Origin of the sequence: Streptomyces sp. NPDC001530 (genome assembly GCF_042894545.1) — a bacterium.
Taxonomy (GTDB): domain Bacteria; phylum Actinomycetota; class Actinomycetes; order Streptomycetales; family Streptomycetaceae; genus Streptomyces.
The window spans coordinates 40,578-65,603 of record NZ_JBIAVS010000015.1 but is presented as its reverse complement, the minus strand read 5'-3'; the positions used below and the strand labels follow the sequence as shown (position 1 = coordinate 65,603).

Genomic DNA, 25,026 nt, shown 5'->3' with positions numbered 1-25,026 from the left:
CGGAACCGTTGCCGTTCCGTCGGATGTCCCCCACAGCGACCGCATAGTCTTTGGTGCCGTTCGGCCGTACCGAATGATCAAGGCTGGTCGGCGCTCACCGGCAGCGCACAGTTCACTTACGCCCAGGGGGAGTTACTCCATGCGATCGATACGCCCGCCCTTCGCCGCTCGCCGGGGGAGGGGCACGCGCCGCAGAACCTCCCCCGTGCTGGCCGCCGTCGGCCTCACCGCGGCGCTGGCGCTGACCGCCACCGCCTGCAACTCGGGCGACGACAAGGCGGGCGGTGGGGCCACCGCGTCCGCCACCCAAAGCAGCGACGACAAGATCAAGATCCCGGACGACATCAAGGACAAGCTCAAGCAGCACGGGATCGACATCGACAAGTGGAAGAACGGCGCCTGGAAGAACTGGAACAAGGACGACTGGCTGCGCGAGGCCGACGATTTCATCAACCCGATCATCAAGGGGCTGTGGGACCCGGACCGGATGCGCGGCGCCGACGACCCGGACAAGAACAAGGGCGTCGACGACAGCGACCTCTCCGGTGACCAGGGCGTCACCGACCCGGAACCGGCTGCCGTGACCGCGCAGGCCGTGAAGACCGCCTACCACGACAGCGTGCCCGAGGCCGGCAAGGTGTTCTTCGACTCCCCCGAGGGCACGATGGTCTGCTCGGCGACCGTGGTCGAGGACCCGGCGCACCCGGGCAAGTCCAACCTCGTGTGGACCGCGGGCCACTGCGTGCACGCCGGCAAGAAGGGCGGCTGGTACCGCAACATCGCCTTCGTGCCCTCGTACAACGACTCCGGCAAGACGTCGGCTCAGCTGCAGAAGGCCACGCGCCAGGAGGTCGCTCCGTACGGCGTCTGGTGGAGCGACTGGGCGCAGACCTCGGACCAGTGGATCGAGCAGGGCGGTTCCACCGGCGGCCAGGGAGCCCCGTACGACTTCGCCGTGCTGCATGTGACTCCGGAGAAGGGCAGCGGGGGCAAGTCCCTGGAGGAGACGGTCGGTTCGGCGCTTCCGGTGAACTTCAACGCTCCGGCCGTGCCCAAGGTGTCGAGCATCACGGCGACCGGCTACCCGGCGGCGGCGCCGTTCGACGGTCAGAAGCTGTACCAGTGCTCGGACAGGCCGGGACGGCTCTCGGTCACGCAGTCCGATCCGACGATGTACCGCATCGGGTGCACCATGACCGGTGGCTCGTCCGGTGGCGGCTGGGTGGCCACGGGGTCGGACGGCAAGCCGGCGCTGGTGTCCAACACCTCGATCGGCCCGGTCAAGTTCGGCTGGCTGGCGGGCCCGCGCCTGGGAGATGTGGCCAAGGGTGTCTACGACTCGGTGAGCAAGAAGTTCGCCGGACAGTGATGCGCCTGACGTAACAGGGTTCGGACAGACGGCGGTGGGCCTGCTCGCAGGAACCTTCACCGGTCCACCGCCGTTAGTCCCCAACTGCGCAGGCATAGTGGGGTGTCGCGTCCGGGCGGATTTCGCGGAGAGCCACCCCACGCCTGACAAGCACATGACATAGAGCTCAACGGGGGTTACAGCACCATGCGTTCCTCAAGAAGGCGGCGCGGTCTCCTCGCCGCCACCGGCCTGGTGGCGGTCCTCGCATTGACCGCCACCGCCTGCGGCCCGGGCGACGACAAGGCGAGCGGCGAGTCCACCGCGTCCGCCTCCCAGGGCGGCGACGACAAGATCAAGATCCCGGACGACATCAAGGACAAGCTCAAAGAGCACGGGATCGATGTCGATCAGTGGGAGAACGGCGGCTGGAAGAACTGGGACAAGGACAAGTGGCTCAGTGAGGCCAAGGACTTCGTCAACCCGGTGATCGAGGGGCTGTGGAAGCCCGAGCGGATGAAGTCCGCCAAGGACCCGGACAAGACGATCTCGGCGAAGGACGCGGCGGCCGACCAGGGAGTCAGCGACCCGGACCCGGCGCCGGTCGAGGCCAAAGCCGAGGAGACCCCGTACCACGACCACGCCGCTCCGGTCGGGAAGGTCTTCTTCGACTCCCCCGAGGGCTCGATGGTCTGCTCGGGCACGGTCATCAAGGACGTGAACCACCCCGGCAAGTCCAACCTCGTGTGGACCGCGGGCCACTGCGTGCACGCCGGTGGCAGCGGCGGCTGGTACCGCAACATCGCGTTCGTCCCGTCCTACAACGACCTCGGCAAGTCCGAGTCCGAGCTGGGCGACGCAACGGCGTCCGAGATCGCCCCCTACGGCCAGTGGTGGGCCAACTGGGCCGCCACCTCCAACGAGTGGATCTCCGGCGGCGACGAGACGGGCGGCGCGGGCGCTCCGTACGACTACGCCGTGCTGCACGTGAAGCCGGAGCAGGGCACCAAGTCCCTCGAGGAGACGGTCGGCAACGCGCTGGCCGTGGACTTCTCCGCGCCGTCCGCCCAGGACGTCAGCGCGATGGGCGCCTGGGGCTATCCGGCCGCGCCGCCCTACAACGGCCTGAGCATGTTCAAGTGCGTCGACAAGCCGGGCCGCCTCTCGCTGGACCCGACCCTGCCGACGATGTACCGCATCGGGTGCACCATGACCGGCGGCTCGTCCGGCGGCGGCTGGTTCCGTGTCGTCGACGGTGAGACGAAGCTCGTCTCGAACACGTCGATCGGCCCGTCCGACAACAGCTGGCTGGCGGGTCCGCAGCTGGGCCGGGGCGCCGAGGCGCTCTACGAGAACATGAGCAAGGAGTACGGGGGCCAGTAGGCGGTCGCTCACGCACAGACGACGGAGGCCCGCCCCCTGCGAGGGGGCGGGCCTCCGTACGTTCGTACGAGAGCGCGGGTACGTCGTTACCGCGGCGCGGCTACGCTCGTCACCGGAGCGCCGGCGCCGGAACGTACGACGCCAGATCCGCTGCCAGTTCCTCGTGCACCCGCGCCTTGAGCAGCGTGCCCTCCGGGGTGTGCTCCTCGGAGATCACCTCACCCTCGGTGTGCGCACGGGCGACCAGCTTGCCGTGCGTGTACGGCACGAGCGCCTCGATCTCGACCGAGGGGCGCGGCAGCTCGTTGTCGATGAGCGCCAGCAGCTCGTCGATGCCCTGGCCGGTACGGGCCGAGACCGCGATGGAACGCTTCTCGATCCGCATCAGCCGCTGGAGCGTCAGCGGGTCGGCGGCGTCCGCCTTGTTGATCACGACGATCTCCGGGACGGCGGTGGCGCCGACGTCCCTGACCACCTCGCGCACGGCGGCCAGCTGCTCCTCCGGCGCCGGATGCGAACCGTCCACCACGTGCAGGATCAGGTCGGAGTCGCCGACCTCTTCCATCGTGGAGCGGAAGGCCTCGACCAGGTGGTGTGGCAGGTGGCGTACGAAGCCGACCGTGTCGGTCAGCGTGTACAGCCGCCCGCCTGGGGTCTCGGCCCGGCGCACGGTCGGGTCGAGGGTCGCGAACAGCGCGTTCTCGACGAGCACGCCCGCGCCCGTGAGGCGGTTGAGCAGCGAGGACTTGCCCGCGTTGGTGTATCCGGCGATGGCGACCGAAGGCACCTTGTGGCGACGGCGCTCCTGGCGCTTGATCTCGCGGCCGGTCTTCATGGCCGCGATCTCCCGGCGCATCTTCGCCATCTTCTCGCGGATACGGCGCCGGTCCGTCTCGATCTTGGTCTCACCGGGACCACGGGTGGCGAGGCCGCCGCCCTTGCCGCCGCCCATCTGACGGGACAGCGACTGACCCCAGCCTCGCAGCCTCGGCAGCATGTACTGCATCTGCGCGAGCGCGACCTGCGCCTTGCCCTCCCGGGACTTGGCGTGCTGAGCGAAGATGTCGAGGATCAGGGCCGTACGGTCGATGACCTTGACCTTGACGACGTCTTCGAGGTGGATCAGCTGGCCGGGGCTCAGCTCACCGTCGCAGATCACGGTGTCGGCACCGGTCTCCAGGACGATGTCCCGCAGCTCATAGGCCTTGCCGGAACCGATGTACGTGGCCGCGTCGGGCTTGTCGCGGCGCTGGACGACGCCGTCGAGCACGAGCGCGCCCGCCGTCTCCGCGAGGGCTGCCAGCTCGGCGAGCGAGTTCTCCGCGTCCTGAATGGTTCCCGTGGTCCAGACACCGACGAGCACCACGCGCTCCAGGCGGAGCTGTCGGTACTCGACCTCGGTGACGTCCTCGAGCTCGGTGGAGAGGCCCGCCACGCGGCGCAGGGCCGCGCGCTCGGAGCGGTCGAACTGATCGCCGTCCCGCTCTCCGTCGATCTCGTGGCTCCAGGCGACGTCCTCTTCCATCAGGGCATCGGCCCGAAGACCTTCGGGGTAGTTCTGCGCGAAGCTCTGCGCGTCCTGGGAAGGGGAAGAAGAGGAGGTCATTGGATCCTTACGTCGATGGGGACAGCGATGCGGCGACGGATGTCACCCGTCACAGGGAACAACATCCGAGGCTTCCGGGAGATTCCCGGTTTCCGCCGGGCCAACCCCCCGAGGGGCCGTGCCGCCGACTCGAAGATGGTCGCACGGCACGGCCCGTCTCGTCACGCGAGTTATCAAAGGCCCGTACGCGCATGTCAGAGGCCCGTACACGCTTGTCAGGAGCCCTTACGCGCTTGCGGGGCGTCGCTCTTCCAGTCCGGGTGGCCCGGCATCGGCGGAGTCTTCTCGCCGTACAACCACGCCTTGAAGAACCCGCTCAGATCGCGAGCGGCGAGGGCGGACGAGAGCTCCTCGAAGTCGGCCGTCGAGGCGACACCGTCGCGGTGGACGTTCACCCAGGTCCGCTCCAGGCGCTCGAAGGCGGGGCGCCCGATCTCCTGGCGCAGCGCGTACAGGACCAGCGCCGCGCCGTCGTAGACGTTCGGCCGGAAGATGCTGATCTTCTGGCCGGGCTCCGGCCCCTTCGGTTCCGCGGGCGGCCCTCCGACGGCCCGCCAGGTGTCGGACGCGCCGTAGGCAGCCTTCATCCGCGCCTCCATGGGCTTGTGCGCCTTCTCTTCGGCGTACAGGGCCTCGTACCAGGTGGCGTGTCCCTCGTTGAGCCACAGGTCGGACCAGGTGCGGGGGCTGACGCTGTCGCCGAACCACTGGTGCGACAGCTCGTGCACCATGATCGACTCGACGTACCACTGGGGGTACACGGGCTCGGTAAAGAGCTTTCTCTCGAAGAGAGAAAGTGTTTGTGTCTCCAGTTCGAAGCCCGTCTTCGCCTCGGCCATGAGCAGCCCATACGTCTCGAAGGGGTACCTGCCGACCTTCCCCTCCATCCACGCGATCTGGTCGGGGGTCTTCTTGAGCCATGGTTCAAGCGTCTTGCTGTCCTTGGTGGGCACGACATCGCGTACGGGCAGGCCGTGCGGCCCGGTCCGGTGCAGCACCGTGGAGCGGCCGATGGACACCTGGGCCAGTTCCGTCGCCATGGGGTGTTCGGTGCGGTACGTCCAGGTGGTGGACCGGCGGGTACGGTCCGCTCCGGCCGGGAGTCCGTTGGCGACGGCCGTGTACCCGTTGGGCGCGGTGACATGGATGGTGAACATCGCCTTGTCGGACGGGTGGTCGCTGCACGGGAAGACAAGATGCGCGGCGTCGGCCTGGTTGGCCATCGCGAGCCCGTCCTTGGTCTGCACCCAGCCGCCGTCCTGGCCCTTGGTGACCACCGGGTCGCTGGTGTGGCGCACGGTGATGTGCATCCAGCTGCCCGCGGGAACCGGCCGCGCGGGCGTCACGACCAGGTCCTCCCCGGCGCTCGTGAACGTCGCAGGCACCCCATTGACCTCGACCGATCCCACCGTTCCGTGCGCGTAGTCGAGATTGACGCGTTCGAGCCGGGACGACGTCACGGCGTCGATCGTGGTGACCGCCGCGAGCGGCTTGCTGTTGGTACCGGGGTAGGTGAAGGCGAGGTCGTACGACTTGACGTCGTATCCGGGGTTGCCCAGGTGCGGGAAGAGACGGTCGCCGACGCCGACGGACGCGGCCGGGTTGGGAGCGCTCGCGGCGATCAGGCAGACGGAGACGGCCGAGGCCAGGAGGGCCGCCTTGATGCGGCGTGTCGGGGGACGGGGGATCCTGGGGCGGGGGGTGAGCAGCATGGACCACCGCTACCAGCGCGCACCCGTCGCGCGGTGACGACTCGCGCCGGGCCCACCCGAACGGGTCGGTACGGAGGCCAACGGGTCGACACGGAGGCCTGCAGAAGCGTCGGCGGGGAGACCTGGGGCACCTCAGGGATGCTGAGGGAGGCTCATTGCGCGGCCGCCGCCGGATGCTGCGCCCGGCTCACGTCGTACACCCCCGGCACATTGCGCATCGCCCGCATGAGCCCGGGAAGGTGCGCCGCGTCCGGGAGTTGGAGCGTGTACGTGTGGCGGACGCGCTGCTGGCTGGGGGGCTCGACGGTCGCCGAGACGATGGCGACGCCCTCCAGGGCGATGGCTTCGGTGAGGTCGGCGAGCAGGTGCGGGCGCCCGAAGGACTCCGCGACCAGCGTGACCCGGCACTCGGTGGTGTCACCCCAGCGCACGCCGACCTCCGCGCGCCCCGTGCCCTTCATGCGCGCCACTCCGGCGCACTCCACGCGATGGACGGTCACCACTCCCCCGCGCACGGCGAAGCCGGTCACCTCGTCGGGCGGTACGGGCGTACAACAGCCCGCGAGCCGTACGGACGCGCCGGGCTGGTCGACGACGGCGTTCGCGGCGGGCCGTGCGGCGCGCGCGTCGGGGGCCGGCCGGGGGGTCGCGGCCGGGGCCTCCGGAGTCTCCGTGTCGCTGGGTGCAGGGTGGGCGGCCATCCAACGCTGGATGGCGATCCGCGCGGCGGGCGTGTGGGCGTGCTCCAGCCACTCCCTGGAGGGCTCGGAGGCGGGGTCCTGACCCATGAGGAGTTGAACGGTGTCACCGTCCTTCAGAACCGTACTCAGCGTCGCCAGGCGGCCGTTGACGCGGGCTCCGATGCAGGCGTGCGCGTCCTCGCCGTACTGCGCGTACGCCGCGTCCACACAACTGGCGCCCTCCGGAAGCCCCAATGAGCCGCCGTCGGCGCGGAAGACGGTGATCTCGCGGTCCTGGGCGAGGTCTTCGCGCAGCGTCGACCAGAACGTGTCCGGGTCCGGTGCGGCTTCCTGCCAGTCGAGGAGCCGGGAGAGCCAGCCGGGACGGGTGGGGTCGGCGCGCTCGCCGTCGAAGGAGCGCCCGCCGTCGGACGAGCGCGCGCCGTCCGAGGGGCGCCCGATGTCCGAGGGGCGACCGCTGCCCGAGGGGCGCTCTCCGTCGCCGTCCGCCTGCTCCTCCGAAGGAGGAGCGTAGGGATTGCCGAGCGCGATGACCCCGGCCTCGGCGACCTTGTGCATCTGGTGGGTGCGGATGAGGACTTCGGCTACCTCGCCGTCGCCGCGCGCGACGGCCGTGTGCAGCGACTGGTACAGGTTGAACTTGGGGACGGCGATGAAGTCCTTGAACTCCGAGACCACCGGAGTGAGACAGGTGTGCAGTTCGCCGAGGACCCCGTAGCAGTCGGCATCCTCGTTCACGAGCACCAGGAGCCGTCCGAAGTCGGCGCCGCGCATGGGGCCACGCTTCCGCGACACGCGGTGCACGGAGACGAAGTGCCGTGGCCTTATGAGGACTTCGGCCTGGATCCCGGCGTCGCGCAGCACCGTGCGCACCTCCTCCGCGATCTCCGCGAGCGGATCGTCGTCACGTGCCGCGTTGTCGGCGATCAGCTCCCTGGTGTGCTCGTACTCCTCCGGGTGCAGGATCGCGAAGACGAGGTCTTCCAGTTCGGTCTTGAGCGCCTGGACGCCGAGCCGTTCGGCGAGCGGGATCAGAACGTCCCGGGTCACCTTGGCGATGCGTGCCTGTTTCTCGGGGCGCATGACGCCGAGGGTCCGCATATTGTGCAGCCGGTCCGCGAGTTTGATCGACATCACGCGGACGTCGTTGCCGGTCGCGACCAGCATCTTGCGGAACGTTTCCGGCTCGGCGGCAGCCCCGTAGTCGACCTTCTCCAGCTTGGTGACGCCGTCGACCAGGTAGCAGACCTCTTCGCCGAACTCCTCACGCACCTGATCGAGCGTCACTTCCGTGTCTTCGACGGTGTCGTGGAGCAGGGAGGCGGTCAGTGTCGTGGTCTCCGCGCCGAGTTCGGCGAGGATCAGGGTCACGGCGAGCGGGTGCGTGATGTAGGGCTCGCCGCTCTTGCGCATCTGACCGCGGTGCGAGGACTCGGCGAGGACGTACGCCCGGCGCAATGGCTCCAGGTCCGCGTCGGGGTGGTGGGCGCGGTGGGCCTCGGCCACATGGCCGATCGCGTCGGGCAGCCGGTCGCGGGCCGCGGGGCCGAGCAACGCGGCCCGGCCCAGGCGGCGCAGATCGATCCGGGGACGGCCCTTCCTGCGGTGCGATGGGGGTACCCCCTGCTCGAGCGAAGCCGAGAGCTTGGGCGAGGGCATTGCAGGGCCTGGCGTCGCGGGATTCGTCGCCTCCGCACTCATGGGCACCTCCGGCTGCGTAGACCGGCGGACGGGTGCCCCATGGCGAACACGGCTCAGGGGATGGCGTCGATCCCCCGTCCGGGCCGGTGCTTGATGCTACCGAGCCCACCACGCCCGGCTGACCGCCTCTCGCCGAGCGTGAAACGGATCACCCATTCGAGGGAAGGTTCAGGGGTTTACGGTTTCGAACTTTTTGGAAGGGGCGGGAGGTACGACGCCGCGGCGCGCGCCGGCTCAGGGGTGCGCGGAGCCCAGCCTGAGGGAAGCTCTGGCGACGCACCGCGTCGAGGGGCCGGGCACGACGCCGAGTCCCAGGAAGGCTCGAGCGACCCACGACGTCGAGAGGCTGGGGAAAGTACGGCGCCGAGCCCCGCGAAGGCTCAGGCGTGCGCGGTGCGAACCCCAGGAAGGCTCAGCGGCGCGCCGCGGCGAGCCACTCCGCGTCGATCTCGCCCTCGGCGACGATCACCGCCGGGCCCGTCATCTCGATCTCGCCGTCCGCCCGCTCGGTGATCACCAGGCGTCCGCCGGGTACGTCAACGGTGTACGTCGCCGGGGTCCCGGTCACGGCCGGGTCGGCGCCGTCGCGCCGGGCCGCGGCGACGGCCACCGCGCACGCGCCCGTGCCGCACGAGCGGGTCTCACCGGCGCCGCGCTCGTGGACCCGCACGGCCACGTGCCGCGGCCCCCGGTCAACCACGAACTCGACGTTGACCCCGTCCGGGTACGCCGACGTCGGCCTGAACGGCGGCGGCGCGAACAGGTTGCCGGCGTGCGCGAGGTCGTCCACGAAGGCGACGGCGTGCGGGTTGCCCATGTTGACGTTGCGCGCGGGCCAGCTGCGCTCGCCGACACTCACGGTGACGTCCCCTTCGGGGAGGAGCGCCTTGCCCATGCCGACGGTCACGTCTCCGTCCTTGGCGAGGTGGACGGTCTTCACGCCGCCGCGTGTGGCGACCGCGATGTCCCCTTCGGCCACATGTCCGGCGCGCTGGAGGTAGCGCGCGAACACACGCACCCCGTTGCCGCACATCTCCGCGACCGAGCCGTCGCCGTTGCGGTAGTCCATGAACCACTCCGCCTCGGCCGCCATCTTCTTGGCCTCGGGGTGCGCGGCGGACCGTACGACATGCAGCAGACCGTCGCCACCGATGCCCGCGCGGCGGTCGCACAGGGCCGCGACGGCGGCCGGGGGCAGGTCGATGACGTTCTCCGGGTCCGGGATGATCACGAAGTCGTTCTCGGTCCCGTGGCCCTTGAGGAAGGCAATCCGCGTGCTCATTCCTCGATCGTACGGGGTCGGTACGACACTCCGGCCCACGTGGGGCGTCGGCGCAGCCGGGCCCTGCCTGGGGTCAGCGCCGCCAAGCCCTGCCTGGGGTCAGCGCAGCCGAGCCACGCGCCACACCGCGAGCACCGCCACCGCCGCGACCACCACGACGTAGGTGAGCACGACCCGCCAGTCCAGACGGCGGCCGGAGCCGCGCTGCGGGAACCCTGGCCAGGTGTAGCCGACCCGGCGGGCGGCCATCATGCCCCAGCCCGCGGCGCACGAGCAGATCAGCAGGCCGAGCATGGCGACCACGGCACCGCCGTCACCGAACTCGAAGGCGAGCGGGAAGGCGAACATCAGCGAGCCGGTCGCGGCCAGCGCCACGATGGGTGCGAGCTGCCAGAGGCGCAGCCGGCGCTGCGGGCGCAGCTCGACCTCGACCTCGGGCTCCGGGGACATCTCGTCGGGCGCGGGCCCGTCGGCGGTCACCCCGCCCGGGGTGTCCTCGGGGCCGTCGGAACTCAGACGCTCCCCGCCCAGATCCATCTCAATGCCAGGATCGACGCCCGGATCGATGCTCAGACGATCTCCGTCCGGATCGACACCGGGTTCGGTGTCTCGTGCAGTGTCGCGAGGGCTGGCCTCCATCGCCACGCGCCCTCCCAACTCGGACTTCACTGGTCGATCGAAGCTCGATGATGGCACGGCACAGGAGGCCGGGATGACGGCCGGAGCGTCCCGATGCCATGACGTGATCAGGCTGTAACCGGTCGTTCGACCAACGCCAGCGCGAGCTCGGGGAGTTCCGTGAGATCCGCCGCAGCCCCACTGAGCCAATGCACCCGCGGGTCGCGCCGGAACCACGAATCCTGACGGCGCGCGAAGCGCTTGGTGGCGCGCACGGTCTCGGCACGCGCCTCTTCCTCGGTGCACTCCCCCGCGAGCGCCGCGAGCACCTGCTGGTAGCCGAGCGCGCGCGAGGCCGTGCGCCCCTCGCGCAAGCCCTGCGTCTCAAGGGCACGCACCTCGTCGACGAGCCCCGCCGCCCACATCCGGTCGACCCGGCGCGCGATGCGCTCGTCGAGCTCGGGGCGCGCCACGTCGACGCCGATCTGGAGCGTGTCGTACACCGAGTCGTGGCCCGGGAGATTGGCGGTGAAGGGCTTTCCGGTGATCTCGATGACTTCGAGGGCGCGGACGATACGGCGACCGTTGCTGGGCAGGATCGCGTGGGCGGCCTCGGGGTCGGCCATGGCCAGACGCGCGTGCAGCGCGCCGGAACCGCGCAGCGTGAGCTCCTCCTCCAGGCGAGCCCGTACCTCGGGGTCGGTGCCGGGGAACTCCAAGTTGTCGACGGCCCCACGGACGTACAGCCCGGAGCCGCCCACCAGGATCGGCCAGCGGCCCTCGGCGAGCAGTGCGTCGATGCGGGCGCGGGCGAGCCGCTGGTACTCGGCGACGCTGGCCGTGACCGTCACGTCCCAGATGTCCAGGAGGTGGTGCGGGATCCCTCCACGCTCCTCGGGCGTCAGCTTGGCGGTGCCGATGTCCATCCCTCGGTACAACTGCATGGAGTCGGCGTTGACGACCTCACCTCCGAGACGTTGGGCGAGGAAAACGCCCAGATCGGACTTTCCTGCGGCGGTCGGTCCGACGACGGCGATGACCCGGGGGGCGGGGGGTGCGCTACTCACCGCCCTAGTCTCGCAAACCTCACAGCCTCTCCTCGAACGAGCTACGTGACGTCACGCGTCCGGGGTCGTTGCCTGTTGCGAGGTTCCAGCCGCCGGTTTTCGAGGACCGGTGACCCGGGCGACGCAATGGGACGCACTGGGCAACGCGGGATTTCGCCCTCACGAGTAACGTATGGAGCGGATATGGGCGTTTTTGCACGACTTCTCCGGAGGTCGAAGGCTACGGAGGAGGCGTCAACCGCCGAGGCGCAGGCCGACACACTGACGGCCGAGACCGAGGCAGAGGTGGCGGAAGAAGTGAAGGGTTCGTCCGAGACCGAGGGTGAGGCCGCGACGGAGGAGACCGCCGAGGCCGCCACCGGGGAGGACGTCGAGATCCCCCAGCAGCAGACCGCCGAGAAGGCCGCCGACAACGAGGCCGGCGAAGGCGCCCGCAAGTAACTGTCCCGCGAGGGAAGGTGGACCATGGGTCTCCTGCACGATTTGAAAGCCAAGCTGGCGCCTGCCAAGGACAAGGTCTCGCACCTCGCACACCAGTACGAGAACAAGGTCAGTCACGGTCTCGACAAGGCCGCGAAGGTGGTCGACGAGAAGACCAAGCACAAGTACAGCGACAAGATCCAGACGGGCACGGGCAAGGCGAAGGGCGCCATGGACCGACTCGCGCACAAGGACAGTGGCGGCGCCACGAATCCGCCGGACGCGCCACCCCCGCCTCCGGCTTCCTGAGCAGCACACATCGTCGGACGGCCGCGGAGCATCCAGCGCTCCCGGCCGTCCGCCGTGTTCAGGCCCCTGCAGCCTCAGAAGCCCAGAGGGCCGAGTCGGCTCGGGGCCGTGTCAGCCGCGACCCCAGGCGGCCACGTCCCCACGGGGTGCCCACACGGTCCCTGACCGCCAAGTCCCCACGGGCGTCCTGAGGCCCGTACAACCGCCCGCAGCGCCTCGGCCTGAGGCGACCAAATCCGCTCGGGACCGTGTTCAGACACATACGGCCCAGCGGGCGGCGACTTTCTTGAGAAGGACCGTTACGACCAGGCCGCCACCAGATACCCCACCCCGTACGGCGCATCGTCGTAGAGGAGCGCGCCGCCCAGCCCCGCGCCCTCGGCCGCGCCCGCGAGGACCTGCCAGGGGGCTCGACCGGAGACCTTCAGCTGGTACGCCGGCTCGGAATCCAGCGCTTTGAGGGCCGCCACGTCCGCCGCGCCCAGCGCACGCGCGACCTCCGCGTCGAAGCCCGCCGCCCGCTCGTCGAGATAGCCCGGCGCCTTGAGCGTCCGGCACGCGCTGGCGTCCCCCATCACCAGCAGTGCCACCCTCTCCGCCCGGCCACCGATTTCCCCTCCGACTTGGATACACCGCTCGGCCTCGAGAGGTTCCCCCACCCCGAGACCTTCGACGGGGGCGTCCGCCCAGCCCGTGCGTTGCAGCAGCCACGCGGCCACGGCGAGCGAGGGCGGAAGCACACGTTCCGAACGCTCCGCGGCCACTGGCCCCGGCTTGTCTCCCCCGAGGCGTACGTCGAGATCGACACCGAATCCGCGGAACGAGCCCCGCGTGCCTTGTGGGTGCGGTCCGCGCCCGCTCTGCTCCGCGGGGCCCACGACGACCAGCAGGTCCGGGCGGGAGGCGGCGAGCACGCCCAGCGCGTCCTTGCACGCCGCGCGCGCGGCGTCCAGCTCGGGCGCCGCACCGGCGGCGACGTCGGGGACGAGCACCGGGGGGCAAGGGCAGACTGCGGCGGCTACAAGCATGATCGGCAGCGTAACCCCGAGCGACGGTCGAGCGTCACTCCTCGATCAGCACGTCCGTGAGATCGATGAGCGTGAGGACGAGCACCACGAGCTTGCCGTCGCTGATCACGTACTCGATGAACAGGTTCCGCGACAGGGCGATCTCGCGGGTTGCCTCATTGCCGCCGACGGGGTGCGAGAGCTTGTGCCGCGGGTCGGTCACCAGTATGGCGAGGCCTCGCTCCAGCAGATCCCGCCGCTCCGTGGGCAGACTGTCGCGCACGAGTGCAGCCCGCTCGGTGAACTCAACGCTGTGCGGCAACATGTGGCGCTCCATGCTGTCACGCAGTGTGCCAGGAACTCAGTCGCACCCGCATCCACCCGTAGCCACCGGCAGGGGCTGCGGAACCCCGATCTTCGGCAGCCCCAGCATGACGCCCGCCGGCTTCGCGGCCTCGGCGGCGTTGCGCTTCTCCCACGCGTCCCCCGCGCGCGTGCGGCGCACGTTCAGGACGGCACCCTCGGCGAGCAGGTGGTGCGGGGCGGCGTAGGTGATCTCGACGGTGACCACGTCGCCGGGGCGCACCTCTTCGTCGGGCTTGGTGAAGTGGACGAGGCGGTTGTCGGGGGCGCGGCCGGAGAGGCGGTGCGTGGCGCCGTCCTTGCGGCCCTCGCCCTCGGCGACCATCAGCTCCATGGTGCGGCCGACCTGCTTCTTGTTCTCGTCCCAGGAGATCTCCTCCTGGAGGGCGACGAGACGCTCGTAGCGCGCCTGGACGACCTCCTTGGGGATCTGGTTGTCCATGGTGGCGGCCGGGGTCCCCGGGCGCTTGGAGTACTGGAAGGTGAACGCCTGCGCGAAGCGGGCCTCGCGGACCACATGCAGGGTCTGCTCGAAATCCTCCTCGGTCTCGCCGGGGAAGCCCACGATGATGTCGGTGGTGATCGCCGCGTGCGGGATGGCGGCCCGCACCTTCTCGATGATCCCGAGGTAGCGCTCCTGGCGGTACGAGCGGCGCATCGCCTTCAGGACGGTGTCCGAGCCGGACTGGAGCGGCATGTGCAGCTGCGGCATCACGTTCGGCGTCTCCGCCATGGCGGCGATGACTTCGTCGGTGAAGTCGCGCGGGTGCGGCGAGGTGAAGCGCACGCGCTCCAGGCCCTCGATCTGCCCGCAGGCCCGCAGCAGCTTGCTGAAGGCCTCGCGGTCGCCGATGTCGCTCCCGTAAGCGTTTACGTTCTGCCCGAGCAGAGTGATCTCGGAGACGCCCTCGCCGACCAGGGCCTCGATCTCGGCCAGGATGTCGCCGGTCCTGCGGTCCTTCTCCTTGCCGCGCAGCGCCGGGACGATGCAGAAGGTGCAGGTGTTGTTGCAGCCGACCGAGATGGAGACCCAGGCGGCGTACGCGCTCTCGCGGCGGGTCGGCAGCGTCGACGGGAACGCCTCGAGGGACTCGGCGATCTCGACCTGCGCCTCCTCCTGGACGCGGGCGCGCTCCAGGAGGACCGGCAGCTTGCCGATGTTGTGCGTCCCGAAGACGACGTCCACCCAGGGCGCCTTCTTCACGATGGTGTCGCGGTCCTTCTGCGCGAGACAGCCACCGACGGCGATCTGCATCCCGGGGCGCTTCGTCTTCATCGGCGCGAGGCGGCCGAGGTTGCCGTACAGCCGGTTGTCGGCGTTCTCCCGTACGGCGCAGGTGTTGAAGACGACCACGTCCGCGTCGCCGTCCGACCCCTCGGGGGCGCGCACGTAACCGGCGTCTTCGAGGAGCCCGGAGAGCCGTTCGGAGTCATGGACGTTCATCTGGCACCCGTAGGTGCGCACTTCGTACGTCTTGGATTGCTGAACGTCCACTGCCTGACTCCGGTCGCCGCTGCTCATGTGACAAGGGTAGGCGGTGCCCGGAGTACCTCCCGCCCCCTATGCCCCAGCGGCCGTCCAGCCCTGGCGGCGCAGGATCTCCGAGACATCCGGGGCGCGGTAGTGGTCGCCCTTGAGGACCTTGCCGTCGGCCCTGCGGGCGACCCGGCCCTCGGGGCCCAGCTTCGTCATGTTGGACCGGTGGACCTCGGCGATCACCGCGTCGAGGTCGATCCCGTGGACGAGTGCCGTGCCGTACGCCACGTAGACGACGTCTGCCAGCTCGTGCGCCAGCCGGTCGAGCGGGCCGGTGACCGAGACCTCGGCGACTTCGGCGGCCTCCTCGGCGAGCAGTTCACCGCGGTGGGCGGCCAGCTCCGGGGAGACCTCCGTCGGCGTGCTGCGGGCGTCGAGGCCGAAGGCGAGGTGGAATTCACGGACCAGGGAGGCGGGAGAGGGCTGCATCCGGCGACCCTATCGATGCGCCGGGGTCCCCTTGTCGGCCCTGCCCTGGTCAGGACCGCCCCCGGGCTGGCAGGATCGCGCGCATGTTCCAGGCACTCCCCCGCATCGGCCGGCGCCGCGCGCTGCTCGGCTCGGCGGCCGCTTTCGCGGTCTTCGGGCTTCTGCTGTGGTGGCTGCTGCCGGGCGAGGAGTCCCCGAGCGGGACGATCACGTTCAGCACGGGCACGCCGACCGGGGTCTACCAGAAGTACGGCACGCTCCTTCAGGGCGCCATCGCCAAGGACATGCCGCGCGTGGACGTACGGCTGCTGAACAGCGACGGGTCACAGGAGAACGTCCGGCGCGTGGCCACGGGGAAGGCCGACTTCACCATCGCGGCGGCCGACGCGGTGGAGACGTACATATTGGAGAACAAGCCGGGAGCGGGCCGGCTGCGCGGCTGCGCCCGGCTCTACGACGACTATGTGCACCTGGTGGTCCCGCGATCGTCGTCCGTGCGGTCCGTGGCGGACCTGCGGGGCAAGAAGGTCGCCGTGGGGCCGAGTGGTTCCGGCGTACGGCTGATAGCGACCCATGTGCTCCAGGCGGCCGGACTCGACTCCGACAAGGACATCAAGCCGCTGGCCGACGGCATCGCGACCATGCCCGACCTGATCAAGCGGCACAAGATCGACGCCTTCTTCTGGTCGGGTGGCCTGCCGACGAGTGCGGTGCTGGAGCTCTCCAAGAGCTTTGACATCAGGCTGGTGCCGATCGGCAGCGACCTCATCAAGAAGCTCCACGAGCAGGGCGGCCCCTCCCGCTACTACCGGGCCGCGGTGATGCCCGCCGACGCCTATCCCAGGGCGCAGCGCGGCCGGTCCGTGCAGACGCTGGCCGTGGCGAACTACCTGATCACCCGGGAGGACGCGGACGCGGGGCTCACCGAAGAGCTCACCCGCACGGTGATCGCCAGCCGCGACTACATCGGCGCCGCGGTGCACGCCGCGCAGCTGGTGGACCTGCGAACGGCCATCTACACGGATCCACTGCCGCTGCACGAAGGCGCGCGACGCTACTACCGGTCGATCAAGCCGTAGCATCCCTCTCCTGAGGGGTCCCTCGTCTCAGGACGCCGGCGCCGACCTCGGCACCGTCACCGTCACCCTCAAGCCGTGCGGCTCGTGATGGGCGTACGCGATGGAGCCGCCGCCCGCCGCGAGCAGCGCCCGCGAGATGGACAGGCCGAGGCCGGAGCCCTTGATGTTCTGGTGCCCCGCGCTGCGCCAGAAGCGGTCGCCGATGCGGGCCAGGTCCTCGTCGCTGAGGCCGGGGCCGCCGTCGGTGACCACGATGGTCGAGACCTCGCCGTTCGAGGCCACCTTCACCTCGACGCTCTCCCCCTCGGGGGTGAACTTCAGCGCGTTGTCGATGACCGCGTCCAGGGCGCTGGACAGCGTGACCGGGTCGGCCCAGGCGGTGGTGGCCGGGCAGGTCCCCGCCAGCCGTACGCCCTTGATCTCGGCGAGCGGCTGCCAGGACGCCACGCGCTCGGCCGTCAGCGCACCGATGTCGGTGAGGCGCACGTCCGCCTCGGCGTGCTCGGCGAGCGCCAGGTCGAGGAGGTCGTCGAGGACCTGGGCGAGGCGCTTGCCCTCGGTGCGGACCGAGGCGATCTCCTCATTGCCCTCTGGCAGTTCGAGGGCGAGCAGCTCGATGCGCAGCAGCAGCGCCGAGAGCGGGTTGCGCAGCTGGTGCGAGGCGTCGGCGACGAAGGCGCGCTGCTGCTCCAGCACGTCCTCGACGTTGTCCGCCATCTCGTTGAACGACCGGGCCAGGCGCCTGAGTTCCGGCGGACCGCCGGCCGCCGCGACCCGGGACTTCAGACGTCCGGTCGCGATGTCATGCGTGGTGGCGTCGAGGACGCGTACGGGTCTGAGCACCCAGCCGGTGAGGCGCAGCGCCGCGCCGAGGGCGATGAGCATCGCCGCGATCTCGCCCGCGCCGATGAGCAGCCAGCCGCGCAGGATCTTCGAACGCATCTGCCCGGTGGGCGAGTCCGTGACGACGACGGCCATGACGTCACCGTCCCTGATGACTGGGGAGGCGACGACGAGACGCTTGCGCTGCCACGGCCAGACCTGCTCCGGGTCGTGGCTGCGGCGGCTGAAGAGCGCCTCGTTGAACGCGTCGCGCCCTTCACCGGTCTTGGGCAGGAGCCAGTTCGTCGGGGCATTGGCCATGGGCTTGTCATTGCGGTAGAAGACCCCGGCGCGGATGCCGTACACGCTGTAGTAGCGGGCGAGTTCCTTGCTCAGGGTCTCGCCGCGTTCGTCGATGATGCTGGCTTGGGAGCCGGTCGGCGGATCGGTGACGAACTGGGCGAGGGCCGCGAAGCGCGCCGTGTCGTCGATGCGGTCGACGACCACCCGCTGCTGCTGGGCGGCCGCGACGCTCACGGCGAGCGGAAGGCCGAGCGCGAGCAGCACGGCGGCCATCAGGACGATGAGCAGCGGGAGAAGACGTGTGCGCACCCGTGCCCGCTACGACGTCGGGGCGACGAGCCGGTACCCGACGCCGCGCACGGTCTCGATCAGCGCCGGCATGCGCAGTTTGGAGCGCAGGGACGCGACATGCACCTCCAGGGTGCGCCCGGTCCCCTCCCAACTGGTCCGCCACACCTCGCTGATGATCTGTTCCCGGCGGAACACCACTCCGGGGCGCTGGGCCAGCAGCGCGAGAAGGTCGAACTCCTTGCGGGTCAGTTGGACAACCAAACCGTCCACGGTGACCTGGCGGTTCGGGAGTTCGATGTGCACGGGACCGAGCTGCAGCGCGGTGTCGCCGGGGGCCGAGGCGTCGTCGGGGACGCTGCGCCGGCTGACGGCGTGGATACGGGCGAGCAGTTCCCCCGTGTCGTACGGCTTCACCACGTAGTCGTCGGCGCCGAGGTTGAGGCCGTGGATCCGGGAGCGTACGTCGGCGCGCGCGGTGACCATGATCACCGGGGTGCTGGTCCGCTTGCGGATCTTGCCGCAGACCTCGTAGCCGTCCTGGTCGGGCAGGCCCAGGTCGAGCAGGACGACGCCGAACCCGTCGCTTTCCGGAACCAGCGCCTGGAGGGCCTCCTCGCCGCTGCGCGCGTGCGTGACGTCGAAGCCGTGCCGCGCCAGCACCGCGGACAGGGCGGCGGCGACATGGTTGTCGTCCTCGACAAGGAGCAGTCTCATTCCGGCCCCCTTCGGTTCATCGGTCGTACGGTCTCGGCTTGTAGACGCGCTACACGCGCGCGTGCACCATGGAAGTCACGCCGAAGGATAAGGACGGCGTCAAGTGGCTTCGGGTTGCGGAGGGCTTCCGTTACCCAGCCGGTACGCGGCCGCATACGACTGCTACGACACGTGTCCGATTGCTACCGGATCGTGATGCTCAAGTTCCCCTCAGATGTAATGACGCTGGTCGTACCGGGTTACTACTGTCCTCCGAAACCGAGGAGGACGGAGCCTTAAAGCGATGACCGAAGTATCGGTGGCCAAGGACGCTGTGGCCGCGACCGACGAACTGGTCGTCCTGAAGAGCGTCAACAAGCACTTCGGCGCGTTGCACGTGCTCCAGGACATCGACCTGACGATCGCCCGTGGCGAGGTCGTCGTGGTCATCGGGCCCTCCGGGTCCGGGAAGTCCACCCTGTGCCGCACCATCAACCGCCTTGAGACGATCGATTCGGGCGACATCTCGATCGACGGCAAGCCGCTGCCCGCGGAGGGCAAGGCGCTCGCCCGGCTGCGGGCCGACGTGGGCATGGTCTTCCAGTCCTTCAACCTCTTCGCGCACAAGACCGTGCTCGAGAACGTGATGCTGGGCCAGATCAAGGTCCGCAAGGCTGACAAGAAGCAGGCCGAGGAGAAGGCGCGCGCCCTGCTCGACCGCGTGGGCGTGGCCACGCAGGCGGACAAGTACCCCGCGCAGCTCTCTGGCGGCCAGCAGCAGCGCGTCGCCATCGCGCGGGCGCTGGCGATGGACCCCAAGGTCATGCTCTTCGACGAGCCGACCTCGGCCCTCGACCCGGAGATGATCAACGAGGTCCTGGAGGTCATGCAGCAGCTCGCCCGCGACGGCATGACCATGATCGTCGTCACCCATGAAATGGGCTTCGCTCGTTCGGCTGCCAACCGGGTGGTCTTCATGGCCGACGGTCGCATCGTCGAAGAGGCTGTGCCGGACCAGTTCTTCAGCAATCCCCGCAGTGACCGGGCCAAGGACTTCCTGTCGAAGATCCTTCACCACTGACGGTCACATCACGTCTCTGACGACCTGCGTCACCCGCCCCTGACGGGCCCGCATCTCTTCACCAGTCAAAGGATGTTCACCATGAAGCTCCGCAAGGTCACCGCCGCGGCCGCCGCTGCACTCGTCCTCTCACTGACCGCGACCGCGTGTGGCGGTGACAACAACGACAGCGACAGCGGCTCGAGCTCCGGTGGCGACGGCAAGAAGATCACCATCGGCATCAAGTTCGACCAGCCGGGCATCGGCCAGAAGACGCCGCAGGGCTACTCCGGCTTTGACGTCGACGTCGCCACGTATGTCGCGAAGAAGCTCGGCTACAGCGCGAACCAGATCGAGTGGAAGGAGGCGAAGAGCGCCGACCGCGAGACCATGCTGAAGCGTGGTGACGTCGACTTCATCGCCGCCTCGTACTCGATCACCCCGGAGCGCGAGAAGTCGGTCGACTTCGCCGGCCCGTACCTGCTGGCCCACCAGGACGTTCTGGTCCGCGCCGACGACACCTCCATCAAGTCGCCGTCGGACCTCAACAGCAAGAAGCTGTGCTCGGTGACCGGTTCGACCTCGGCGCAGAACGTCAAGGACAAGCTGGCGCCCAAGGCCCAGCTGCAGCAGTACCCGACCTACTCGGCATGTCTGACCGGTCTGCAGAGCGGCGCCATCGACGCGCTCACGACGGATGACTCGATCCTCGCCGGTTACGCCTCCCAGACCCAGTACAAGGGCAAGTTCAAGCTGGGCGGCTTCAAGATGACCAATGAGAACTACGGCATCGGCGTCGAGAAGGGCAGCGACCTCAAGGCCAAGATCAACAAGGCTCTCGAGGACATGGTCTCCGACGGCTCCTGGGACACGGCCGTGAAGAAGAACTTCGGCCCGGCGAACTACAAGAACGAGCCCGCGCCGAAGATCGGCGACGTCAAGAGCTGAAGTAACGCCTGACAGGTGCGCCGTCCTCCGCGACGGCGCACCGGGGCATCCCTACACGCGGAAGCGCGGGAGATCGTGTTCGACTTTCTTGAAGGTTACGACCTGCTGGGGGCCTTCTGGACGACGGTGCAGCTGACTCTGCTCGCCGCCGTCGGCTCGTTGGTCTGGGGCACTCTGCTGGCTGCCATGCGGGTCGGCCCCGTGCCTCTGATGCGCGGTTTCGGCACCGTTTATGTGAATACCGTGCGGAACATTCCGTTGACCGTGATCATCCTTTTCACGTCGCTGGGCCTGTACCAGACCCTGGGTGTCAACCTCGGCTCGCAGATCACCGACACGGTCAACTTCCGGCTCGCCGTTCTCGGTCTGATCGCCTACACGTCGGCGTTCGTGTGCGAGGCGGTGCGGTCCGGCATCAACACGGTGCCGGTCGGGCAGGCGGAGGCGGCCCGCGCGATCGGCCTCAGCTTCTCCCAGGTGCTCCGGCTGGTCGTGCTGCCGCAGGCGTTCCGTTCGTCCGTCGGCCCGCTGACGAACGTTCTGATCGCGCTCACGAAGAACACCACGGTGGCCGCCGCGATCGGCGTCGCCGAGGCAGCGACGCTGATGAAGACGATGGTCGAGAAGGAAGCCCAACTCATCCCGATCTCAGCGGTCTTCGCCCTGGGCTTCGTGATCCTGACGCTGCCGACCGGTCTGATCCTCGGCTGGGTGGGCAAGAAGGTGGCGGTGAAGCGATGAGTTCCATTCTCTACGACGCCCAGGGGCCACGCGCCAAGCGGCGGAACGTGCTCTTCACAGGCATCTTCGTGGTCGCCCTCGCGGCGCTGATGTGGTGGGTGTACACCAGCCTCGACGACAAGGGCCAGCTCGAGTGGTCGCTGTGGAAGCCGTTCTTCTCCGGCACCGAAGCCTGGTCCACGTACATCTGGCCAGGCCTGCAGAACACGTTGAAGGCCGCAGCGCTGGCCATGATCATCGCACTGCCGCTCGGTGCCGTCCTGGGTATCGCCCGGCTCTCCGACCACGTCTGGGTCCGGGTACCGGCCTCGATCGTGGTGGAGTTCTTCCGGGCCATCCCCGTGCTGGTCCTGATGATCTTCGGGCTCGCCCTGTACGCCAACTACACCAACGTCAGTACGGACGATCGCCCTCTGTACGCGGTGGTCACCGGCCTCGTCCTGTACAACGCCTCGGTCCTCGCGGAGATCGTCCGGGCCGGCATCCTGGCCCTACCCAAGGGCCAGTCCGAGGCCGCGGTGGCGATCGGTCTGCGCAAGAACCAGGTGATGCGGCTCATCCTGCTGCCGCAGTCGGTCACCGCGATGCTCCCGGCCATCGTCAGCCAACTCGTCGTGATCGTGAAGGACACTGCCCTGGGCGGCGCAGTCCTCACTTTCCCGGAGCTGCTCGCGTCGGCCAACACGATGATCGGCTACTACGGCAACACCATCGCTAGCTTCACGGTCGTCGCCGTGATCTTCATCGCGCTCAACTTCTCGCTCACGACCTTCGCGAGCTGGTTGGAGGGCCGGCTCAGGCGCAGCAAGAAGAGCACGGGCGCGGTGGTCGGAGTGGAGATGATCGAGGACCTCGAGACGGTGGGGCATGCCCCGCCTGGGCCTGGGAGCGACATCAAGGAATAGGTTCGAGCGATCCTCGGATTCTTCGCGTGGGGTGGTGCACACTGCGCACCACCCCACGCAGTGTTTCCAAGGCCTTCGTAGCCCGACGGTACACCGCAGAAATCCAGTTGCTTCCTGCCCACGGCTGGCACCTGCCGGTCCTCCTGACTGTGCTAAGGAATGACATCATCTGGCAACTGCTGTCGACGGAACTCGGGGTTCGGTCCGGACAGACAGGCTGGCGCCGACTCGGTCGGTGGCACGAGGTCGGCGTCTTCGACCAGCTGCACCGCATCCTGCTTGCCAGGCTGATCGCCGCAGGCGAACTCGACTGGTCGCGAGCCTCCGTGGAGCCCTCTCACGGGAAATAGGGGCACCGGCATCGGTTGGGGCCAGTCGACCGCGAGGAGACGAGCAGTAAGCACCACCTGATCTGCGACGGCAGGGGCAATGCATTCATGCTCACCAGCTTCGCGAGCTGGCTGGAGGGAAGGCTGCGGCGCAGCAAGCGGACCACGGGCGCGGTCCTCGGAGCCGAGGACGTGGAGGAGCTCAACGCCGCCGAGGTGGGGGGCAGCTTCGGAACCGGTGCCGACGGCGCCAGCTTCCGATGAACATTCAAGTGGCATGAACAGCACGGAGGCAGTGGCATGATCGCCGCTGCCTCCGTCACTTGACGCAAGCACCGGCAATGGGTTGCATACGTTCTGTGATCGTGCACCCTGCCCCAACTCCCTGTTCACATAGGTCCCTCAGGACACCGCTGCGGGCAGGGGGCGCCGCGCCGTGGACCCGGTGATCATCGTCGGAGCGGGGCCCGTGGGGCTCACGCTCGCCCTGGCGCTCGCCCGCCAGGACGTCCCCTCCGTGGTCCTCGACGAGGGCCCGGGCAAGGACGAACAGCGGCCCGCGCGGACGGTGGTGCTGCGCGAGGACACGGCCGCGCTCGTCGAGCGGTTGACGGACTTTCCCCTCTCCGAGGCCGGTTTCCGTTGGGCCGGATGGCGGTCGATGCGGCGCAAGCAGGTGATGCGCGAGATCGTCTTCGGCGCGGACGGCTCCGGGGTCGGCGCGGGCGCTTCCGGGGGTGGCGCGCACAGCGCCCGAGACGGCGCCTACGGCTCGGGAAACGTCGCCCACGGCTCAGAGAGCGGCGCGCAGGATTCCGAACGCGCCGAGGTGCCCGCCCCGCTCCACATCGCCCAGCACGCGCTGACCGGCGCCCTGCGCGACGCCATCGTCCGTGAGCGGCTGATCAAGGTCGCCGTGAACAGCCGCCTCGACTCCATCGAGCAGGAGACGTCCGGCGTCACCGCGCACACTCGGGGCCCCAAGGGCACATGGTGGCGCGGCAGTTACCTCGTCGGCTGCGACGGACCGCGCTCGACGGTGCGCAAGCTCCAGGACATCCGCTTCCCCGGGCGTACCGCCGTCGAGCGACATGCCGTGGCGGCACTGCGTACGGAACTTCCGTGGCCCGGTGAGGCGTTGTTGCACCGGATGCCTCCGTGGCGGACGTCGGGCCCCTCGGCCGGAGAGGTGACCGCACGCCCCCTCGCCGACGACGCGTGGCGCCTGGACTGGCTGCTGCCCCCGGGCAAGGACCTGGTCACGCCCGACCTGCTGGTGGCGCGCATCCGGGAGACCCTCGCGGGCTGGAGCGGGGGCTCCACACCCGCGTACGAACTGCTCGACACCGGAGTGCACACCGTCCACCACCGTCTCGCCCGCCGGTGGCGGGTCGGCCGTGTCTTCCTCGCCGGGGACGCCGCGCATCTGCTGGGCGCGCTCGGCACCCAGGGCCTGGACGAGGGCCTGCGGGACGCCGACAACCTCGCCTGGAAGCTGGCGCTGGCCTGGCACCACGGGCCGCACGAGACGCTGCTGGACAGCTACCAGATGGAGCGGCGCGCCGTCGTCGCCGCCCGGCTGCGCGCCGCCGACCAGGCGCTGCCGCTGCTCCGCGGCGGCGGGGGCCTGCGCGCCTACGTCCCCGGGGCGGCCCGCGGCCACGACGCACTGCTCACGGACGGCCACCTGGGGCGCGGGCCACTGGGCGCGCCCGGGGCGTACGCCGATTCGCCGCTCGCGCCTCCACACTCCGAGTCGGAGACTCCCGTGGACACGGCACCCGGCGCGCCCGTCGTGGACGTGCGGGTGACCGCGGAGGACGGCTCGTTCGTACGGCTACGGGAGCGGCTCGGGCGCGGGGCGCTGCTCGTGGTGCTGATCGCTCCGGGTACGGGCGTCTGGGAGCGGAAGCACTGGGTGACCGCCGGGATCATGCCCCGGCTCGCGGCCGCCGTGACCGCGCTGCCGCACCCCGCCGAGCTGCTGGTCGCCGAGAGCTACCCGGGCGCGGCCGCGCACACCGTGCTCCTCGTCCGCCCCGACGGCCACCTGGTCACCGCGCTCAGCGGGGTCCGCCCGGCCGATCTGTACGAGGCGGCCGAGGCGACGCTCGGCGGACCGACGAAGGCCGAGGCCACGGCGGGTACGGGCTGAGCTCGCGGGGACGGAGCAGCGGGGTGAGCCCGCGGGGACGGAATGGCAGAGTGAGCCCACGCGGACGGAACGGCGGGGTGAGCCCACGCGGACGGAGCAGCGGGGTGAGCTCCCATGGACGCGGTACAGGGCTCGCCCCAAACCGAGTACGAGGAGACCTCGCCCCAACGGAGTACGCGGTGAGCCCCCCCGTAGCCGGGTTCAAGCTGAGCCGGCG

At 69.6% G+C, this 25,026-nt stretch carries 23 protein-coding genes; 11 read left to right on the top strand and 12 right to left on the bottom strand.

Translation table 11 applies throughout. The features are described 5' to 3' along the window. Positions 1-139: 139 nt before the first annotated feature. Both ACFY0T_RS29695 and ACFY0T_RS29690 read left to right on the top strand, forming a co-directional pair. Positions 140-1,369: a trypsin-like serine peptidase gene (locus tag ACFY0T_RS29695; protein WP_388877012.1), complete on the top strand. Its 1,230-nt coding sequence runs from the start codon at positions 140-142 to the stop codon at positions 1,367-1,369. Between the two features lie 186 nt (positions 1,370-1,555). After that, positions 1,556-2,731 carry a trypsin-like serine peptidase gene (locus ACFY0T_RS29690; RefSeq protein ID WP_388877009.1) on the top strand — a complete coding sequence of 392 codons (1,176 nt, stop codon included), beginning with the start codon at positions 1,556-1,558 and terminating at the stop codon, positions 2,729-2,731. Between the two features lie 109 nt (positions 2,732-2,840). Here ACFY0T_RS29690 and hflX read toward each other — a convergent pair whose 3' ends face one another. The 6 genes from hflX to miaA all read right to left on the bottom strand — a co-directional run bounded on the left by hflX (position 2,841) and on the right by miaA (position 11,418). Beyond that, the gene (gene hflX / locus ACFY0T_RS29685; protein WP_388877006.1) at positions 2,841-4,337 is read right to left on the bottom strand and encodes a GTPase HflX; all 1,497 of its coding nucleotides are present in this window, start codon (positions 4,335-4,337) and stop codon (positions 2,841-2,843) included. A 215-nt stretch (positions 4,338-4,552) separates the two neighbouring features. After that, complete coding sequence (locus ACFY0T_RS29680; protein ID WP_388877003.1) at positions 4,553-6,049, bottom strand: M1 family metallopeptidase; 1,497 nt, start codon at positions 6,047-6,049, stop codon at positions 4,553-4,555. A 152-nt stretch (positions 6,050-6,201) separates the two neighbouring features. Continuing rightward, on the bottom strand, positions 6,202-8,451 hold the full coding sequence (locus tag ACFY0T_RS29675; protein WP_388877000.1) for a RelA/SpoT family protein: 2,250 nt from the start codon (positions 8,449-8,451) through the stop codon (positions 6,202-6,204). 412 nt (positions 8,452-8,863) lie between these two features. Continuing rightward, a complete protein-coding gene (gene dapF, locus ACFY0T_RS29670; protein ID WP_388876997.1) occupies positions 8,864-9,733 on the bottom strand; it encodes a diaminopimelate epimerase in 870 nt (289 codons plus the stop codon). Positions 9,734-9,832: 99 nt separating this feature from the next. Next, complete coding sequence (locus tag ACFY0T_RS29665; RefSeq protein ID WP_388876994.1) at positions 9,833-10,372, bottom strand: hypothetical protein; 540 nt, start codon at positions 10,370-10,372, stop codon at positions 9,833-9,835. 107 nt (positions 10,373-10,479) lie between these two features. Continuing rightward, positions 10,480-11,418, bottom strand: coding sequence for a tRNA (adenosine(37)-N6)-dimethylallyltransferase MiaA (gene miaA / locus ACFY0T_RS29660; RefSeq protein ID WP_388876992.1), 939 nt, complete (start codon positions 11,416-11,418; stop codon positions 10,480-10,482). Positions 11,419-11,601: 183 nt separating this feature from the next. Between miaA and ACFY0T_RS29655 the strand changes: the two genes are divergently transcribed. Both ACFY0T_RS29655 and ACFY0T_RS29650 read left to right on the top strand, forming a co-directional pair. After that, on the top strand, positions 11,602-11,859 hold the full coding sequence (locus ACFY0T_RS29655; RefSeq protein ID WP_388876989.1) for a hypothetical protein: 258 nt from the start codon (positions 11,602-11,604) through the stop codon (positions 11,857-11,859). Between the two features lie 24 nt (positions 11,860-11,883). Further along, complete coding sequence (locus tag ACFY0T_RS29650; RefSeq protein ID WP_388876986.1) at positions 11,884-12,147, top strand: antitoxin; 264 nt, start codon at positions 11,884-11,886, stop codon at positions 12,145-12,147. A gap of 299 nt (positions 12,148-12,446) precedes the next feature. Here the strand turns inward: ACFY0T_RS29650 and ACFY0T_RS29645 are convergent, their stop codons facing one another. Genes ACFY0T_RS29645 through ACFY0T_RS29630 form a run of 4 tightly spaced genes read right to left on the bottom strand, consistent with a single transcriptional unit; the run spans position 12,447 to position 15,483 of the window. Then, a complete protein-coding gene (locus tag ACFY0T_RS29645; protein WP_388876983.1) occupies positions 12,447-13,175 on the bottom strand; it encodes a class III extradiol dioxygenase subunit B-like domain-containing protein in 729 nt (242 codons plus the stop codon). A gap of 34 nt (positions 13,176-13,209) precedes the next feature. After that, positions 13,210-13,479, bottom strand: coding sequence for a hypothetical protein (locus ACFY0T_RS29640; RefSeq protein ID WP_388876980.1), 270 nt, complete (start codon positions 13,477-13,479; stop codon positions 13,210-13,212). 36 nt (positions 13,480-13,515) lie between these two features. Further along, positions 13,516-15,039 (bottom strand): tRNA (N6-isopentenyl adenosine(37)-C2)-methylthiotransferase MiaB, encoded by a 1,524-nt coding sequence (gene miaB / locus ACFY0T_RS29635; RefSeq protein ID WP_388876977.1) that lies wholly within the window; start codon positions 15,037-15,039, stop codon positions 13,516-13,518. 39 nt (positions 15,040-15,078) lie between these two features. After that, entirely contained in the window at positions 15,079-15,483 is a 405-nt protein-coding gene (locus ACFY0T_RS29630) for a MazG nucleotide pyrophosphohydrolase domain-containing protein (RefSeq protein WP_388876974.1), read from the bottom strand. Between the two features lie 83 nt (positions 15,484-15,566). Between ACFY0T_RS29630 and ACFY0T_RS29625 the strand changes: the two genes are divergently transcribed. Beyond that, positions 15,567-16,562: a TAXI family TRAP transporter solute-binding subunit gene (locus tag ACFY0T_RS29625; protein ID WP_388876971.1), complete on the top strand. Its 996-nt coding sequence runs from the start codon at positions 15,567-15,569 to the stop codon at positions 16,560-16,562. 27 nt (positions 16,563-16,589) lie between these two features. On the opposite strand, the gene ACFY0T_RS29620 is transcribed toward ACFY0T_RS29625, so the two are convergent. Both ACFY0T_RS29620 and ACFY0T_RS29615 read right to left on the bottom strand, forming a co-directional pair. Next, positions 16,590-17,996, bottom strand: a complete 1,407-nt coding sequence (locus ACFY0T_RS29620; protein ID WP_388876968.1) for an ATP-binding protein — start codon at positions 17,994-17,996, stop codon at positions 16,590-16,592. 9 nt (positions 17,997-18,005) lie between these two features. Next, a complete protein-coding gene (locus ACFY0T_RS29615; RefSeq protein ID WP_388876964.1) occupies positions 18,006-18,692 on the bottom strand; it encodes a response regulator transcription factor in 687 nt (228 codons plus the stop codon). 283 nt (positions 18,693-18,975) lie between these two features. On the opposite strand from ACFY0T_RS29615, the gene ACFY0T_RS29610 reads away from it, so the two are divergent. The 6 genes from ACFY0T_RS29610 to ACFY0T_RS29585 all read left to right on the top strand — a co-directional run bounded on the left by ACFY0T_RS29610 (position 18,976) and on the right by ACFY0T_RS29585 (position 24,809). Then, positions 18,976-19,752 (top strand): amino acid ABC transporter ATP-binding protein, encoded by a 777-nt coding sequence (locus tag ACFY0T_RS29610; RefSeq protein ID WP_388876961.1) that lies wholly within the window; start codon positions 18,976-18,978, stop codon positions 19,750-19,752. An 81-nt stretch (positions 19,753-19,833) separates the two neighbouring features. Next, positions 19,834-20,679, top strand: a complete 846-nt coding sequence (locus ACFY0T_RS29605; RefSeq protein WP_388876958.1) for a glutamate ABC transporter substrate-binding protein — start codon at positions 19,834-19,836, stop codon at positions 20,677-20,679. Positions 20,680-20,754: 75 nt separating this feature from the next. After that, a complete protein-coding gene (locus ACFY0T_RS29600) occupies positions 20,755-21,420 on the top strand; it encodes an amino acid ABC transporter permease (RefSeq protein ID WP_388877545.1) in 666 nt (221 codons plus the stop codon). Next, on the top strand, positions 21,417-22,325 hold the full coding sequence (locus ACFY0T_RS29595) for an amino acid ABC transporter permease (protein WP_388876955.1): 909 nt from the start codon (positions 21,417-21,419) through the stop codon (positions 22,323-22,325). The genes ACFY0T_RS29600 and ACFY0T_RS29595 overlap by 4 nt, the downstream gene beginning before the upstream one ends. Before the next feature lie 437 nt (positions 22,326-22,762). Beyond that, the gene (locus tag ACFY0T_RS29590) at positions 22,763-22,918 is read left to right on the top strand and encodes a hypothetical protein (protein ID WP_388876952.1); all 156 of its coding nucleotides are present in this window, start codon (positions 22,763-22,765) and stop codon (positions 22,916-22,918) included. A gap of 172 nt (positions 22,919-23,090) precedes the next feature. Next, positions 23,091-24,809 carry an FAD-dependent monooxygenase gene (locus ACFY0T_RS29585; RefSeq protein ID WP_388876949.1) on the top strand — a complete coding sequence of 573 codons (1,719 nt, stop codon included), beginning with the start codon at positions 23,091-23,093 and terminating at the stop codon, positions 24,807-24,809. Positions 24,810-25,026: the final 217 nt, after the last annotated feature.

Excerpts from the sequence above, each read along its gene's own strand:
- ACFY0T_RS29695 (WP_388877012.1), top strand. The coding sequence starts at position 140 with ATGCGATCGATACGCCCGCCCTTCGCCGCTCGCCGGGGGAGGGGCACG.
- ACFY0T_RS29690 (WP_388877009.1), top strand. The coding sequence starts at position 1,556 with ATGCGTTCCTCAAGAAGGCGGCGCGGTCTCCTCGCCGCCACCGGCCTG.
- hflX (WP_388877006.1), bottom strand. The coding sequence starts at position 4,337 with ATGACCTCCTCTTCTTCCCCTTCCCAGGACGCGCAGAGCTTCGCGCAG.
- ACFY0T_RS29680 (WP_388877003.1), bottom strand. The coding sequence starts at position 6,049 with ATGCTGCTCACCCCCCGCCCCAGGATCCCCCGTCCCCCGACACGCCGC.
- ACFY0T_RS29675 (WP_388877000.1), bottom strand. The coding sequence starts at position 8,451 with ATGAGTGCGGAGGCGACGAATCCCGCGACGCCAGGCCCTGCAATGCCC.
- dapF (WP_388876997.1), bottom strand. The coding sequence starts at position 9,733 with ATGAGCACGCGGATTGCCTTCCTCAAGGGCCACGGGACCGAGAACGAC.
- ACFY0T_RS29665 (WP_388876994.1), bottom strand. The coding sequence starts at position 10,372 with ATGGAGGCCAGCCCTCGCGACACTGCACGAGACACCGAACCCGGTGTC.
- ACFY0T_RS29655 (WP_388876989.1), top strand. The coding sequence starts at position 11,602 with ATGGGCGTTTTTGCACGACTTCTCCGGAGGTCGAAGGCTACGGAGGAG.
- ACFY0T_RS29650 (WP_388876986.1), top strand. The coding sequence starts at position 11,884 with ATGGGTCTCCTGCACGATTTGAAAGCCAAGCTGGCGCCTGCCAAGGAC.
- ACFY0T_RS29645 (WP_388876983.1), bottom strand. The coding sequence starts at position 13,175 with ATGCTTGTAGCCGCCGCAGTCTGCCCTTGCCCCCCGGTGCTCGTCCCC.
- ACFY0T_RS29640 (WP_388876980.1), bottom strand. The coding sequence starts at position 13,479 with ATGTTGCCGCACAGCGTTGAGTTCACCGAGCGGGCTGCACTCGTGCGC.
- miaB (WP_388876977.1), bottom strand. The coding sequence starts at position 15,039 with ATGAGCAGCGGCGACCGGAGTCAGGCAGTGGACGTTCAGCAATCCAAG.
- ACFY0T_RS29630 (WP_388876974.1), bottom strand. The coding sequence starts at position 15,483 with ATGCAGCCCTCTCCCGCCTCCCTGGTCCGTGAATTCCACCTCGCCTTC.
- ACFY0T_RS29625 (WP_388876971.1), top strand. The coding sequence starts at position 15,567 with ATGTTCCAGGCACTCCCCCGCATCGGCCGGCGCCGCGCGCTGCTCGGC.
- ACFY0T_RS29615 (WP_388876964.1), bottom strand. The coding sequence starts at position 18,692 with ATGAGACTGCTCCTTGTCGAGGACGACAACCATGTCGCCGCCGCCCTG.
- ACFY0T_RS29610 (WP_388876961.1), top strand. The coding sequence starts at position 18,976 with ATGACCGAAGTATCGGTGGCCAAGGACGCTGTGGCCGCGACCGACGAA.
- ACFY0T_RS29605 (WP_388876958.1), top strand. The coding sequence starts at position 19,834 with ATGAAGCTCCGCAAGGTCACCGCCGCGGCCGCCGCTGCACTCGTCCTC.
- ACFY0T_RS29595 (WP_388876955.1), top strand. The coding sequence starts at position 21,417 with ATGAGTTCCATTCTCTACGACGCCCAGGGGCCACGCGCCAAGCGGCGG.
- ACFY0T_RS29590 (WP_388876952.1), top strand. The coding sequence starts at position 22,763 with ATGCTCACCAGCTTCGCGAGCTGGCTGGAGGGAAGGCTGCGGCGCAGC.